The 12679-nt window shown below is 70.1% G+C and carries 15 protein-coding genes; 13 read left to right on the forward strand and 2 right to left on the reverse strand.

Features of this window, described 5'->3' with window-relative positions; genetic code table 11:
* The first annotated feature begins 177 nt into the window (after positions 1 to 177).
* Both ABJF88_04320 and ABJF88_04325 read left to right on the forward strand, forming a co-directional pair.
* The gene (locus ABJF88_04320; protein ID MEP0546133.1) at positions 178 to 654 is read left to right on the forward strand and encodes a nuclear transport factor 2 family protein; all 477 of its coding nucleotides are present in this window, start codon (positions 178 to 180) and stop codon (positions 652 to 654) included.
* A gap of 45 nt (positions 655 to 699) precedes the next feature.
* Positions 700 to 1455 (forward strand): queuosine precursor transporter, encoded by a 756-nt coding sequence (locus ABJF88_04325; GenBank protein MEP0546134.1) that lies wholly within the window; start codon positions 700 to 702, stop codon positions 1453 to 1455.
* 27 nt (positions 1456 to 1482) lie between these two features.
* Here ABJF88_04325 and ABJF88_04330 read toward each other — a convergent pair whose 3' ends face one another.
* A complete protein-coding gene (locus ABJF88_04330) occupies positions 1483 to 1803 on the reverse strand; it encodes a DUF2188 domain-containing protein (protein MEP0546135.1) in 321 nt (106 codons plus the stop codon).
* A 135-nt stretch (positions 1804 to 1938) separates the two neighbouring features.
* On the opposite strand from ABJF88_04330, the gene ABJF88_04335 reads away from it, so the two are divergent.
* The 9 genes from ABJF88_04335 to ABJF88_04375 all read left to right on the forward strand — a co-directional run bounded on the left by ABJF88_04335 (position 1939) and on the right by ABJF88_04375 (position 10351).
* Positions 1939 to 2304: a DUF4870 domain-containing protein gene (locus tag ABJF88_04335; protein ID MEP0546136.1), complete on the forward strand. Its 366-nt coding sequence runs from the start codon at positions 1939 to 1941 to the stop codon at positions 2302 to 2304.
* A gap of 106 nt (positions 2305 to 2410) precedes the next feature.
* Positions 2411 to 3160, forward strand: coding sequence for an SDR family oxidoreductase (locus ABJF88_04340; protein ID MEP0546137.1), 750 nt, complete (start codon positions 2411 to 2413; stop codon positions 3158 to 3160).
* A 28-nt stretch (positions 3161 to 3188) separates the two neighbouring features.
* Complete coding sequence (locus ABJF88_04345) at positions 3189 to 4916, forward strand: FG-GAP-like repeat-containing protein (GenBank protein ID MEP0546138.1); 1728 nt, start codon at positions 3189 to 3191, stop codon at positions 4914 to 4916.
* Between the two features lie 4 nt (positions 4917 to 4920).
* Positions 4921 to 5964: a methyltransferase gene (locus tag ABJF88_04350; GenBank protein ID MEP0546139.1), complete on the forward strand. Its 1044-nt coding sequence runs from the start codon at positions 4921 to 4923 to the stop codon at positions 5962 to 5964.
* A gap of 163 nt (positions 5965 to 6127) precedes the next feature.
* Positions 6128 to 6865 (forward strand): dipeptidase PepE, encoded by a 738-nt coding sequence (gene pepE / locus ABJF88_04355; protein ID MEP0546140.1) that lies wholly within the window; start codon positions 6128 to 6130, stop codon positions 6863 to 6865.
* Between the two features lie 59 nt (positions 6866 to 6924).
* Positions 6925 to 7800, forward strand: a complete 876-nt coding sequence (locus tag ABJF88_04360; protein MEP0546141.1) for a patatin-like phospholipase family protein — start codon at positions 6925 to 6927, stop codon at positions 7798 to 7800.
* A gap of 91 nt (positions 7801 to 7891) precedes the next feature.
* A complete protein-coding gene (locus ABJF88_04365) occupies positions 7892 to 9460 on the forward strand; it encodes a transglycosylase SLT domain-containing protein (protein ID MEP0546142.1) in 1569 nt (522 codons plus the stop codon).
* A gap of 11 nt (positions 9461 to 9471) precedes the next feature.
* Entirely contained in the window at positions 9472 to 9909 is a 438-nt protein-coding gene (locus ABJF88_04370) for a secondary thiamine-phosphate synthase enzyme YjbQ (protein MEP0546143.1), read from the forward strand.
* Positions 9910 to 9973: 64 nt separating this feature from the next.
* Positions 9974 to 10351: a rhodanese-like domain-containing protein gene (locus ABJF88_04375; protein MEP0546144.1), complete on the forward strand. Its 378-nt coding sequence runs from the start codon at positions 9974 to 9976 to the stop codon at positions 10349 to 10351.
* Between the two features lie 10 nt (positions 10352 to 10361).
* On the opposite strand, the gene ABJF88_04380 is transcribed toward ABJF88_04375, so the two are convergent.
* Positions 10362 to 11387: a YihY/virulence factor BrkB family protein gene (locus ABJF88_04380; GenBank protein MEP0546145.1), complete on the reverse strand. Its 1026-nt coding sequence runs from the start codon at positions 11385 to 11387 to the stop codon at positions 10362 to 10364.
* Between the two features lie 116 nt (positions 11388 to 11503).
* Here ABJF88_04380 and ABJF88_04385 point away from each other — a divergent pair, with 116 nt between their 5' ends.
* Both ABJF88_04385 and ABJF88_04390 read left to right on the forward strand, forming a co-directional pair.
* Positions 11504 to 11836, forward strand: a complete 333-nt coding sequence (locus ABJF88_04385; protein MEP0546146.1) for a Smr/MutS family protein — start codon at positions 11504 to 11506, stop codon at positions 11834 to 11836.
* 75 nt (positions 11837 to 11911) lie between these two features.
* Positions 11912 to 12613, forward strand: a complete 702-nt coding sequence (locus tag ABJF88_04390; GenBank protein ID MEP0546147.1) for a gamma-glutamyl-gamma-aminobutyrate hydrolase family protein — start codon at positions 11912 to 11914, stop codon at positions 12611 to 12613.
* Positions 12614 to 12679 lie beyond the last annotated feature (66 nt).

A 12679-nucleotide genomic window follows, 5' to 3' on the forward strand; every position in this document is an offset into this window, starting at 1 on the left:
GACGACGGAGGAGGCTACCCCCGTCCCCACCCTCGGGTTCTCCGCCCTCGACCTGACGTTCGTCGCAAGATCGGAGCCCTTCATCGCACCGAAGAGCCGCCCGGCAGCATCGCGATTCGGGGCTCCGCCTCCCGCACTACCTTCGGGCGTCCTCTCCTCCCTCCTCTCTCGCCGCCGATGCTTCGCCGCTTGCTCCTCCCCGCCCTCGCGCTCGCCCTCCTCCCCACCGCTGCGCACGCGCAGACGCCGGAGGCGGCGGCCGTCATGGCCCCGATCCACCGCCTCTTCGACGGTATGCGCGCCGCCGATACGACCATGATGCGGTCCGCCTTCCACGACGGTTCTACCCTCCTCTCCGTCGGACTCGACCGCGAGGGCACCGTGACCGTCCGCGAGACGCCCATCGACCAGTTCATGACTGGCGTCGCGCAGCCGCACGACGAGGTGTACGACGAGCGGCTCGGCGAGCCCGAGATCCGCATCGACGGCGACCTCGCGACGGTGTGGGTGCCCTACGGGTTCTACCTCGGCGACACGTTCAGCCACTGCGGCGTCAACGCCTTCCAGCTCGCCCGGCTCCATGGGGACTGGGTGATCATCCACACCGCCGACTCGCGCCGCCGCGACAACTGCGATCCGGCCGTCGCGCCGTAGCGAGCCACGCTGTAGATTCGGGCGATTCGCCCTGACCTCGCCCGGATGATCCGCCAGCCCTACGTCCTCTCCCGCCCGCAGAAGCTCTACGTCGTCTGCGCCGCCATCTTCATCACGGCGCTCGTGATCGCCGAGGCGACGGCGAGCAAGTTCTTCACCGCGTTCGCCCTCCCCGTCCCCATCACCATCCTCGGCCTCGAGTTCACATCCGTCATCATGACGGCGGGCGTCATCGCCTTCCCGGTCACGTTCATCGTGACGGACCTGCTCAACGAGTACTACGGCAAGGCGGGCATCCGCTTCGTCACGTTCGTCGGGATGGCGATGATCGTGTTCGAGTTCGCGCTCTTGCAGGCGGCGATGGCGGTCCCCACGGCGGGCATCTCGCCCGTACCCGCCGAGGCGTTCGACCTCGTCTTCGGCGCAACGGGGCGGATCATCCTCGGCAGCCTCGTGGCCTACCTCGTCGGGCAGCTCGCCGACATCACGCTCTTCCACTGGCTGCGGCGGCTGACGCAGGGCCGCCACCTCTGGCTCCGCGCGACGGGCTCCACCTTCGGCTCGCAGTTCCTCGACACGGCGATCGTGCTGACGGTCGCCTTCGCCGGCCAGCTCGCGCTCGGCGAGATCGTCGCGATCACGCTCTTCAACTACTCGTACAAGCTCGTCATCGCCGTCGCCATCACGCCGCTGATTTATGCGGCGCACTGGGTGATCGATCGCTACCTCGGCGACGAGCTCGCCGAGGCGATGATCGAGCAGGCCGAGGCGGACGCGGCCGTGCTGCCCGGCGCGGCCTGACCGCCCCGGCCCGGACCGGTGCCGCCGTCAGTCGCGGCTCTTGAGGAACCACACGACGCCGGTGACACCGAGCGCGAGGGCGAGCCCGGTGAGCACGGGCGGCGAGGTCACGACGGTCAGCCAGTGGCTCTCCGGCGCCGTCCCCTTGTCGAACGAGTGCTGCGCCTCGATCTGCCCGTCCTCGCCGTGGATCACGACGCGGCTCGGCGCCTGCTTCCGCGCGAACGTCTCGGCGTACTGGACGGCTTCTTTCTGCGTGCCCGCCACGCGCGACGCCTGCTCGGAGCCCTGCTTCTTGACGGCCCACTCGTCGCCGCTCGGGACGACGTGATACACGGTCTGTGCCATGAGAACTGCCTCTGCTTGATGGGGAAGGGAGAGTAGGTGGCACATGATACGCACCTCGCACAATTCGAGGCCACGCTAAACTCTACGCCCGTCCTCCCGTAGACGCCCGTACCTGTTCACCTCACCCACGCAGCCATGAACGACACGCTCCACCCGGCCCTCTCCGACGAAGCCTGCAAAACGGCCTCGCTCCTCCACCTCAGCGCCCTCGTCGGGCTCCTCGGCAACGGGATCGGCTTCCTCCTCGGCCCGCTCGTCGTGTGGTTCCTCAAGCGCGACGAGGACCCGTTCATCGACGAGCATGGCAAGGAGGCGGTCAACTTCCAGCTCTCGATGTTCCTCGCGGCGATCGTCTCGGCCGTGCTGATCGTCTTCCTCATCGGCTTCGTGCTGCTCGGGATCGTGGCGATCGCGATGGTGGTCTTCCCGATTATCGCCGCGATGAAAGCGCGGGACGGCGAGATGTACCGCTACCCGGCCACGATCCGGTTTATCAAGTAGTTCGGCATCTAATAGTCCAGCCTGCTAGATGGGCGGAAGAGGAGGGTGGTGAGGTCGCCGGCACCGTACCTTCGCGGTGCCTCCCGTCCCCTCTTCCCGCTCTCCCATGTCCGCCCTCGAAGGAAAAGCCGCTATCGTCACCGGAGCCTCCAGTGGCATCGGTGCCGCCACGGCCCGCGCCCTCGCCCGCGCCGGGGCGTCCGTCGCCCTCGCCGCCCGCCGCGAGGACCGCCTCCACGCCCTCCGCGACGAGATCGAAGCCGACGGGGGCCGCGCCCTCGTCGTCGCCACCGATGTGACCGACCGCGCCGCCGTCCAGCGCCTCGCCGACCGCGCGAAGGAGGCGTTCGGTGCCATCGACGTGCTCGTCAACAACGCGGGCGTGATGCCGCTCTCGTACCTCAAGAACATGCACGTCGACGAGTGGCTGAAGATGGTCGACGTCAACGTGAACGGGGTGCTACACGGCATCGCCGCCGTGCTGCCAACGATGATGGCGCAGCGGAGCGGGTTCGTCGTCAACGTCTCGTCGGTGGCGGGGCGGAGCCTGTTCCCCGGCGGCGCGGTGTACTGTGGGACGAAGTTCGCCGTCCGCGCGATCTCCGAGGGGATGCGACAGGAACTGACGCCGACGTTCGGCATCCGCGTCACCTGCATCGAGCCGGGCGCCGTTGCCACGGAGTTGGGCCAGGGCATCACGGACGAGGAGCTGATGCGGGACACGGCCGGCCTGTTCGACGGCGTCCAGTTCCTCGAAGCCGACGACATCGCCCGCTCGATCCTCCACACCCTCGAAGCGCCCCCGCACGTGGACGTGAGCGAAGTGCTCATCATGCCGTCCGGCCAAGCCCGGTAGCGTTCCTTCTCCCCTACCCCCCGATCCGATGCTCCGCTCCACGCTCGCGCTCGCGCTCGCGCTCTGTCTCGCCCCGCTCGCCGCGTCGGCGCAGCCCGTCGTCGTATCCGCCTCACCGGCGGCGCATGCCATCGCGGCGGACCGCTCGGCGCCAGTCGAGGTCGTGTTCGACCGGACGCTCGATCCGGCGACGGTGACGGCGGCGACGGTGCGGGTGTTCGGGCGGTGGTCGGGCCCGGCGGCGGGGACGCTCTCGGTGGACGGCGCGACGCTCCGCTTCGTGCCCGACGCGCCGTTCTTCGCAGGCGAAGCGGTGACGGTCGCGCTCTCGCGGGGGATCCGGGACGGCGACGGCGCGGCGCTCGCGACGGGCTTCGCGTGGGGATTCTGGGCGAGCGCCGCGCCCGCCTCGCTCGCCATCACCGAAGTGGGGCAGATGTCGACGCGGCGGCCGGGCGAGGGATCGATCATCTCCTACGGCGCTTACGCGGGCGACCTCAACGACGACGGCTGGAGCGACCTCGCGATCCCGAACGAGGCCGCGAACGACCTCCGCGTGTTCCTGAACGACGGGGCCGGGCAGTACGACACGTTTGTCGTCCACGCGCTCCCCAACGGCTCCGTCCCGAGCACGAACGAGGGCGGCGACTTCAACGAGGACGGGCTCGTCGATATCGCCGTCGGCAACATCGGGAACGACCGCGTGAGTGTGATGCTCGGCGACGGCGACGGCGGCTTCCTCGACGCGGCGAGCTACCGCGCGGGCAACTCCGTCCGCGGCGTCTGCGTGCTCGACCTCGACGGCGACGGCCACGACGATATCGCCACGGCGAACCGGTCGGCCTCGAACGTGACGCTCCTGCGCGGCCTCGGCGATGGGACGTTCCGGCCGCCGACGGTGATCGAGACGGGCGCGGACGGCGAGACGGCCTGCGCCGCCGCTGACGCGAACGGCGACGGCATCACCGACCTCTTCGTCGGCGCGGTCAACAGCGGCGAGATCGTGCTCCTCCTCGGCGACGGGGCGGGCGGGCTCGCCGTCGCCGCGACGGTCGAGGCCGAGACGTCGCCGTGGATGCTCGCGGCCGGAGATATCGACGGCGACGGGGCCGTAGACGTGGTGGCGGCGGGCTCGTTCTCCGACAACGTTTCGGTCACCTTCGGCGACGGCGCGGGCGGGCTCAGCGAGCCCGTACTCTACCCCTTCGGCCGCCTCAGCGTCGCCATCGACCTCGGCGACCTCGACGGCGACGGCGACCTCGACATGCTCGCGAGCAACTATTCGAGCCGCAACTTCCACCTCTACGAGAACCACGGCGCGGGCGCCTTCGCCGACCCCGTCGCGTTCTCCGTCTCCGGCAACGGCTCGTGCGCCGTCTTCCACGACCGCGACAACGACGGCGACCTCGACGTGACCGGGATCGACGAGGGCGACGACCGGCTCTATTTCTACGAGAACCCCGGCGCGACGACGAACGCCGAGGCCACGCCCGCCGCCGATTTCTCCGTCGCGCTCTTCCCCAATCCCACGCACGAATCGGCGACGGTGCGGTTCGCGGTGGCCACGCCGAGCGACGTGCTCGTGCGTGTGTTCGACGCGCGGGGCCGGCTCGTCGAGACACTCGTCGACGGCCGGCGGGCGGCCGGCGAGCATACGCTCGCGCTGTCGACGCGCGGGCTCGCGAGCGGGAGCTATGTCGTCCGCGTCGAGACGGCATCGGGGACGGTGTCGCGGATGCTCACCCTGACGCGGTAGCGGCGTGCGCCTCGGCCTCCTCCCCGACAGCCTCGCCGAGCGGGCCGCGCTCCGGCTCGGCCTCGTGCCGACGCCGTTCCTCCACACGCACCCGACGCTGCTCCTCGCCCGCGCCCTGATGGTGGCGACGGAGCGCGGCGTCTTCGAAGCCCTCGCCGACGGACCGCGCTCGGCCGAGGCCGTGGCCGCCGTCTGTGGCACGCACCCCGGCGCGACGGCGACGCTCTTGGACGCACTCGTCGGCGCGGGCTACCTCCGGCGACCCGGCGGCTACGCGCTCACGCTGTCCGCCCGGAAGTGGCTGCTCGAAGCGAGCCCGCATTCCCTCTGCGACAGCATCCGCTTCCGCCGGCTCGAGTGGGACTGGATCGCCCGACTCGACGACTTCGTGGCGCGCGGCGAGCCGCTCGATTTTCACGCGGCGATGACGACCTCGGAGTGGGACCTCTACCAGCGTGGGATGCGAGCGCTCGCCCGACTCGCCGTGCCCGAGACCATCCGCCGCGCGCCCGTGCCCGACGGCGCCCGCGCCCTCCTCGACGTGGGCGGCGCGCACGGCGCGTTCTCCGTCGGCTTCTGCGAACGGTATCCCGCCCTCCGCGCCGTCGTGCTCGACCTGCCCGACGCCGTCGCCGCGTCCGCCTCGCTCCTCGCCGAAGCCGACGCTCCCCGCGTCAGCCACCGCGCCGGCGACGCCCTCCACGACGACCTCGGCGCCGAGGCGTACGACGTCGTCTTCGTCGGCCAGTTCATCCACCACTTCGACGACGCGACGGGGCGGGCGCTCGTCCAGCGGTTCGCCGATGCACTGCGGCCGGGCGGCGTGCTCGTCATCCAAGAGGTGATGCGCTCCGCCGAGCCCGAGGCCGCCGGCCAACTCGGCGCGCTCGCCGACCTCTACTTCGCGCTCACGAGCGCGGCGGGCACGCGGACGTTCGAGGAGCTGGCCGCCTGGCAGCGGGCGGCGGGCCTCGCCCCGCGCCGGCCCGTCCGGTTCCGCACGCTGCCGGGCGTCGGGCAGCAGAACGCGACGAAGCCTGCGCGGTGACGGCAAGCACCTCGCCGTAGCGACGCAACATGTTGCGTCGCTACCGTCGGGCCAGCGCGGCGGCATCCTGCGGAAGACGCAGCGTGCTGCGTCTCTACGGGTTCCACGGGGAGGCGTGCCGTAGCTTTACCGTTCGCATCCCGACCTCCGATCCCTCTGTCCCGTGACCGTCTACTCGTCCAGCCCGCACCGTCGTCTTCTCCTGCTCAGCAACTCGCGTAACGCCGGGCAGGGCTACCTCGAACACGCCACCGACACGCTCCGCGATTTCCTCGGCTCCGAGCGGAAGCGCGTGCTGTTCGTGCCCTACGCGGGCGTGCGGATCTCGTACGACGACTACGCCGCGAACGTCAGCGCCGCGTTCGAACCGGCGGGCTATGCCGTCGACCCGATCCACGAAGCCGACGACGCGGCGCGGGCCGTGGACGAGGCCGACGCGATCGCCGTCGGCGGGGGGAACACGTTTCACCTCCTGCGCGAGACGGCCCAGCGCGGCCTCCTCGCCCGCATCCGGGCGCGCGTCAACGAAGGCGTCCCATACGTCGGCTGGAGCGCGGGCTCCAACCTCGCCTGCCCGACGATCTGCACGACGAACGACATGCCGATCGTCGAGCCGCCGAGCTTCGACGCCCTCGGGCTCATCCCCTTTCAGATCAACCCGCACTTCACCGACGCGCACCCGCCCGGACACCAGGGCGAGACGCGGTCGGAACGCATCGCCGAGTTCTGTGTCGCCAACCCCACCATGCCCGTCGTCGGCCTCCCCGAAGGGACGACCCTGCGCGTCGAGGGCGACCGGCTGACGCTCCTCGGCGACGCGCCTGCACGGGTGTTCCTCGGGCAGCAGGAGCCGACGGAGCACGCGCCCGGCGACAGCCTGCAGTTCCTGATGGCATCGTGAGGGCGAAACCGTAGCGCCGCCCTGCGGTATCGATCCCCTCCTCTCGCCTCGCTCCGCTCATGGAATCCGCCCCCGCCCGCCCCACGCTCGGACTCGCCCTCGGCGGCGGCGGCGCCCGCGGGCTCTCGCACGTCGGCGTGCTGAAAGTGCTGGACCGCGAGCGGATCGACGTGGGCGTGGTGGCGGGCGCCAGCATGGGCGGGCTGATCGGGGCCGCGTTCGCCGCCGGCTTCCCCGTCCGCGGGATCGAAGAGGAGGTGCTCAGCCTCGCCCGGCGAAGCCAGCTCCTCAAGCTCGCCGACTGGGTGCCCACGTTCCAGGCCCTCCTCTCCGGCAAGCGCTTCGAGTCGTACCTCGACGGCGTGATGGGCGCCGACCTGACGTTCGCCGACCTCCGCCGGCCCCTCGCCCTCGCCGCGTCCGACCTCAACACGGGGCGCGAGGTCGTCCTCGACACGGGCCGCGTCGTCCCCGCGATGCGCGCCACGATGTCGATCCCCGGCGTCTTCGCGCCCGTCGACATCGGCGGCTACCGGCTCGCCGACGGCGGCATCCTCAACAACGTCCCCGCCGACCTCGCCCGCGCCCTCGGCGCCGACGTGGTGCTGGCCGTCGACGTGCTCCCGTTCTTCCGCGAAAACCAGCTCGACGAGCCGCCGCGCGTGGAGCCGCTCGAAGTCCCGCTCATGCCGTCGGGCGTCCGCGACGTGTGGCAGGCGATGTTCGTCGCGATCGCCGCGCTGACGGAGTGCAACCTCGCGCAGTCGAAGCCGGACGTCATCATCCGCCCCGCCCTCCCGGCCGACGTGACGCTGCTCGCCGGGTTCACGCGGGCGGAGTTGCTGATCGAGGCCGGCGAGCGGGCCGCCGAGGCCGCGATGCCCGCACTCCGGGAGGCGATGAAACGTGCGGCGGCCTCTGCCGGTACAACCTGATTAGCGCAGGGCTATGACTGCGGTGCTGTTCCGCACCGCCCGCACCGCGCTCTCTTCTTTCGCACGTCGTCTCGCTCATCACTTCTCCTGCATGCCCGTCCTCCGCTTGTTCGCTCCCGCCCTCTTCGCCCTCCTGCTGCTCGCCGGCTGCGAAGGGCTCGTCGACGAGTTCCCTCCGCCGATCGAGCGCGACTTCGCCGCGATCGCCGAGCGCGACACGCTCATCGCCCTTACGACGTACAATTCCACGTCGTACTTCCTCTACCGCGGGCAGCCCCTCGGCTACGAATACGAGCTGCTGAAGATGTTCGCCGAGGAGCACGACCTCGTCCTGAAGATGCGCGTCGTGAGCGACGTGGACAGCCTGTTCATCCTCCTCAACGAGGGGGCGGGCGACGTGGTCGCGGCGCGCGTGGTGCCGAGCGTGGCCGACAGCGCGTACATCGCGTTCACGGAAGCGCTCTACCGTACGGACCCCGTCGTGGTGCAGCGCGCGGCGGCCCCGGACCTCCCGGACTCCGTCGAGGAGGTGATCGAGGAAGGCGAGGAAGCGTTCGACACCACGCTCGCTGTAGACCGGTTCGCCGCAGAGGACCTCCCCGAAGAGGTCCAAATCGACGCCAAGCTCATCACGAAGCCGAGCGGGCTGGCCGGCGAGACCGTCCACGTCCCCGGCAGTTCGGGCTACGCCGAGCGCCTGCTCGAACTCTCCGACGAGATCACCGGCGACATCGAGGTCGTCGAGGTCGGCGGCGACGTGTCGGTGGAGCGACTCATCCGCGGCGTCGCGACCGGGGCCATCGACCTCACCGTGTCGTCGGAGGAGCTGGCGCAGCTGAAGGAGAGCTACTTCACGAACATCGTCGCGCGTCCGCAACTGGGCGAGCCTGTCGAGGTGGCGTGGGCCGTGCGCCTGAACGCGCCCGTGCTCCTCGAGGAACTCAACACTTTCGTCGCGGACAACCCCGGCCTCGCCGGCAACCTCTTTCGGAAGTACTACGTCGACCGCAAGGGCTACCGCGAGCGGGCCGAGAGCGACTACCTCACCGGGGACACCGGCCGCCTCTCCGACTACGACGACCTCTTCCGCGCCGGGGCCGACACGCTCGGCTGGGACTGGCTGCTGCTGGCCTCGCAGGCCTATCAGGAAAGCCGGTTCCTACCGCGAGCCCGTTCGTGGGCCGGCGCCGCGGGCCTTCTCCAGCTCATGCCGCCGACGGCGCGCGAGTTCGGCGTCACCGACGTGTACGACCCCGAAGACAATGTGGCCGGGGCCGTCCGCTTCCTCCAGTGGCTCACGAACTACTGGGACGACAAGATCGCCGACCCCGACGAGAAGCGGAAGTTCATCCTCGCCTCGTACAACACGGGCCACGGACACGTCGAGGACGCCCGCCGCCTCACGGCCAAGAACGGCGGCGACGACACGATCTGGGAAGAGGTGGCGTACTGGCTCCTCCAGAAGTCGAAGGCCAGCGTCTACAACGACCCCGTCGTGAAGTACGGCTTCGCCCGCGGGCTCGAGCCCGTGACGTACGTCGAGCTCATCCTCGACCGCTACGACCACTACCGGCAGTTCGTCCGCGACGAGGCCGGGGCGAGCGCGCAGGCCGCCCCCGTCGAGGTCCGCGCGCTCGAGAACGTCGGCGCCGGCCTCTGACCTCCGCGTTCATGGCCTGGGTTCAGAAACAGATCACGCTCGCGGCCCGCCCGCGCGGCTTTCACCTCGTGACCGACGAGGTGCTCCGGCAGCTCCCCGAGCTGAGCAGGTTCCGCGTCGGCGTCGCGCACGTGTTCATCCAGCACACCTCGGCGTCGCTCACACTGAACGAGAACGCCTCGCCCGCCGTCCGCGCCGACCTCGAGCGCTACGTCCGCGACGCCGTCCCCGACGACACGCCGTACTTCGCGCACACCGTCGAAGGGCCGGACGACATGCCGGCGCACGTGAAGGCGTCGCTCTTCGGGAGCAGCGTCACCGTGCCGATCCGCGACGGCCGCCTCGCGCTCGGGACGTGGCAGGGGCTCACGCTCGGCGAGCACCGCGAGGACGGCGGCCCGCGCCGGCTCGTCGTCACGCTTTCTGGCGAACGCGACAACGGGCAGTGATTCCAGCGACAGGTGAAGGCGACATCGTCGGCACCTCCGATACTCCTCCCCTCCCCCATCTGCGATGAGCCGTCACTCCGCCCGCTTCAACCACCTCGTCAACGAAACCCGCGCCCGCGTTCGGGAGACCGACGTTCCAACCGTTCACGCCCGCCTCGGACGGGGCGACGCCTTCCACCTCGTGGACGTACGCGAGGAGAGTGAGTGGGCGGGCGGCCACCTCCCCGGCGCTCGGCACCTCGGCCGGGGCGTCATCGAGCGCGACATCGAAGCCGCCATCCCCGACCTCGACGCCGAGATCGTGCTCTATTGCGGCGGCGGCTACCGCTCTGTCCTCTCCGCCGAATCGCTCCAGCAGATGGGCTACACGAACGTGATCTCGATGGACGGCGGCTTCCGAGGATGGAAAGAAGCAGGGCACGAGATCGTCACCGACGGCTGACGAAGCCGGCCTACGCCTCTGGATTCCATCCCGAGCGCGGCTCCGGCTCACGCGGCTCGGCGTAGGGGTGCGGCACCGCCCCCGCAGGACGCTCGTCTCGCTCGTCGTCCGCACTGCGCGGCGCGTCCTCGTCCACGACTCGCTCCTCTTCGATCACGCGGACGGCGTCGTCGGCGGGCTCGATCTGCGAGCCGTAGCGCTTCGCCCAGAGCTGGGTGAACTCGGCCCCGGCGAGGAGGATCAGAGCCGTGTAGTAGATCCACACGAGGATGACGACGACGGAGCCCGCCGCGCCGAACGCCTCGCCGGGGTTCGAGCGGCCGAGGTAGAACCCGATGAGGAACTTGCCGACGACGAAGAGGACGGCCGTCGCGAACGCCCCCACCCACACGTCGCGCCACGCGACCTCGGCGTCGGGGAGCACCCGGAAGATGGCGGCGAAGAGGAGGGTGAAGATCCCGAGGCTCAGCACGAGTTCGCCGACCCACGCGAGCGGAGCCCCGGCCGGCCCGAGCACCGACTCCATCACCGTGAAGAGGCCCGACATCAGCGCGCTCGCCGCGAGCGACACGACGAGGAGGAACGCGATCGTCAGCACCATCCCGAACGAGAGGACGCGCTTCGTGATCATGTTCTTGAGCCCGCTGCTGTCGGGGTCGGGCCGGACTTCCCACGCGCGGTTGAGCGACTGCTGGAGCTGGGCGAACGCGCCCGTCGCGCCGAAGACGAGCGCGAGCAGGCCGAGCACTTTGCCGATGATCGAGCCGCCGCCGAGATCGCCCGCGTTCTCGATCATCGTCTGAACCTCCGCCGCCCCGCTCTCGCCGACGAGCCCGCCGACCTGCCCCGTGAGCTGCTCCTGCACGGCGTCGGCGCCGAAGACAGCCCCGGCGATGCCGACGAGGATGACGAGGAGCGGCGGCAGCGAGAACAGCGTGTAGTACGCGATCGCCGCGCTCATGCTCGTGCAGTTGTCCTCGCCGATTTCCTTGCCGGTCTGCTTGAGGAGGTCGATCGATTCACGGAGCGAAGGCATGGGGACGGAGGAGAGGAGAGGAGAGGGAGAGAGAGGCCCTCTTCCTACCGACCTACAGCCCGAGCAGATCCCCTCGCGTAGTTTCCGACTCACGCCCTCCACCTTCCCCCGATCCCATGCTCCCCCGCCTGCTCGACGACGGCCACACCGTCACGCTCGACCTCCACGGCACGACGGTGGACGACGCCGAGCGGCTCATCCGGCGGACGGTCCGCCTCGCCGCCGAGCGTGGGCGGAGCCGCGTTACCATCGTCCACGGTGCTTCCACGAGCAGCCGGCAGTACCGCAACCGCACGATCCGCCACGTGCTCTACGACCTCCTCGACGACGGTGCCCTCGACGGCGTCACCGATGCGTTCCGGCTTGAAGGGTCGTGCCTGCTCGGGCTCGCCCCCGCTCAGACAACCGACGCTCGGCGCTTGACCCTCGGCGACGTATCCGGGCGATAGGGGTTTTTTTTGCCTTACCCCGCCGGTCCGCGAGCCGTTTTCTTAAACTGATACTCGAAGTACCTTCCTCCACCCATGCCTCCTCGCCCCCACATCGGCATCACGACCTCCCTGAACGACGGCGAGCAGCGGCTCGACCGCCGCTACGTCCTCGCCGTGGAGCGGGCGGGCGGGCTTCCACTCATCGTGCCGATGGTCGAGTCGGAAGAGGCGGCTAACGCCGTGGCCGCCCTCCTCGACGGCCTCGTCATCACCGGCGGCCCGGCCATCGTACAGGGCCTGAACGGCGCCCTCCCCGACGACATCGAAGAAACAGATCCTGCCCGTTTGGCGTCTGATACTCATATGCTCAACGCTTTTCTGGCGGCGCAGCGTCCCGTCCTGGGCATTTGCTACGGCATGCAACTCGCCAATGCGGCGGCCGGCGGAACGCTCTACGCCGATGTCCAAGCTCAGTTCGACGGTTCGGCCGCGCACAGCCAGAAGCGCGGCGCCTCCGATCACCCCGTCGCCGTCGAACCCGGCACCCACCTCCACCGGGTGCTCCACCGAGACCAGTTCACCGTGAACACGCGCCACATCCAAGCCATCGACGCTCCCGGCCGCGGCTTCCGCGTCGCCGCACGGGCGCCCGACGGCGTCGTCGAAGCCGTGGAGAGCGAGGACGGCGTGGTCCTCGGCGTGCAGTGGCACCCCGAGCGGATGGGCGAGGCCATGGCCCCGCTCTTCCGCCACCTCGTCGACCGAGCGCGTGACCGGCGGTCCGCGGCCCAATAATTGTTGTTGCCCAATAATTGTTGTTGCTACGTCTTGCGGTAGACGGCCCCATGCACTAACTCCCTC

This window comes from Rhodothermales bacterium (assembly GCA_039944855.1).
Classification (GTDB): Bacteria; Bacteroidota; Rhodothermia; order Rhodothermales; family JANQRZ01; genus JBBSMX01.

What these genes read in the sequence shown, in the direction of transcription:
- ABJF88_04320 (MEP0546133.1), top strand. Translation starts at nt 178, where the DNA reads ATGCTTCGCCGCTTGCTCCTCCCCGCCCTCGCGCTCGCCCTCCTCCCC.
- ABJF88_04325 (MEP0546134.1), top strand. Translation starts at nt 700, where the DNA reads ATGATCCGCCAGCCCTACGTCCTCTCCCGCCCGCAGAAGCTCTACGTC.
- ABJF88_04330 (MEP0546135.1), bottom strand. Translation starts at nt 1,803, where the DNA reads ATGGCACAGACCGTGTATCACGTCGTCCCGAGCGGCGACGAGTGGGCC.
- ABJF88_04335 (MEP0546136.1), top strand. Translation starts at nt 1,939, where the DNA reads ATGAACGACACGCTCCACCCGGCCCTCTCCGACGAAGCCTGCAAAACG.
- ABJF88_04340 (MEP0546137.1), top strand. Translation starts at nt 2,411, where the DNA reads ATGTCCGCCCTCGAAGGAAAAGCCGCTATCGTCACCGGAGCCTCCAGT.
- ABJF88_04345 (MEP0546138.1), top strand. Translation starts at nt 3,189, where the DNA reads ATGCTCCGCTCCACGCTCGCGCTCGCGCTCGCGCTCTGTCTCGCCCCG.
- ABJF88_04360 (MEP0546141.1), top strand. Translation starts at nt 6,925, where the DNA reads ATGGAATCCGCCCCCGCCCGCCCCACGCTCGGACTCGCCCTCGGCGGC.
- ABJF88_04365 (MEP0546142.1), top strand. Translation starts at nt 7,892, where the DNA reads ATGCCCGTCCTCCGCTTGTTCGCTCCCGCCCTCTTCGCCCTCCTGCTG.
- ABJF88_04370 (MEP0546143.1), top strand. Translation starts at nt 9,472, where the DNA reads ATGGCCTGGGTTCAGAAACAGATCACGCTCGCGGCCCGCCCGCGCGGC.
- ABJF88_04375 (MEP0546144.1), top strand. Translation starts at nt 9,974, where the DNA reads ATGAGCCGTCACTCCGCCCGCTTCAACCACCTCGTCAACGAAACCCGC.
- ABJF88_04380 (MEP0546145.1), bottom strand. Translation starts at nt 11,387, where the DNA reads ATGCCTTCGCTCCGTGAATCGATCGACCTCCTCAAGCAGACCGGCAAG.
- ABJF88_04385 (MEP0546146.1), top strand. Translation starts at nt 11,504, where the DNA reads ATGCTCCCCCGCCTGCTCGACGACGGCCACACCGTCACGCTCGACCTC.
- ABJF88_04390 (MEP0546147.1), top strand. Translation starts at nt 11,912, where the DNA reads ATGCCTCCTCGCCCCCACATCGGCATCACGACCTCCCTGAACGACGGC.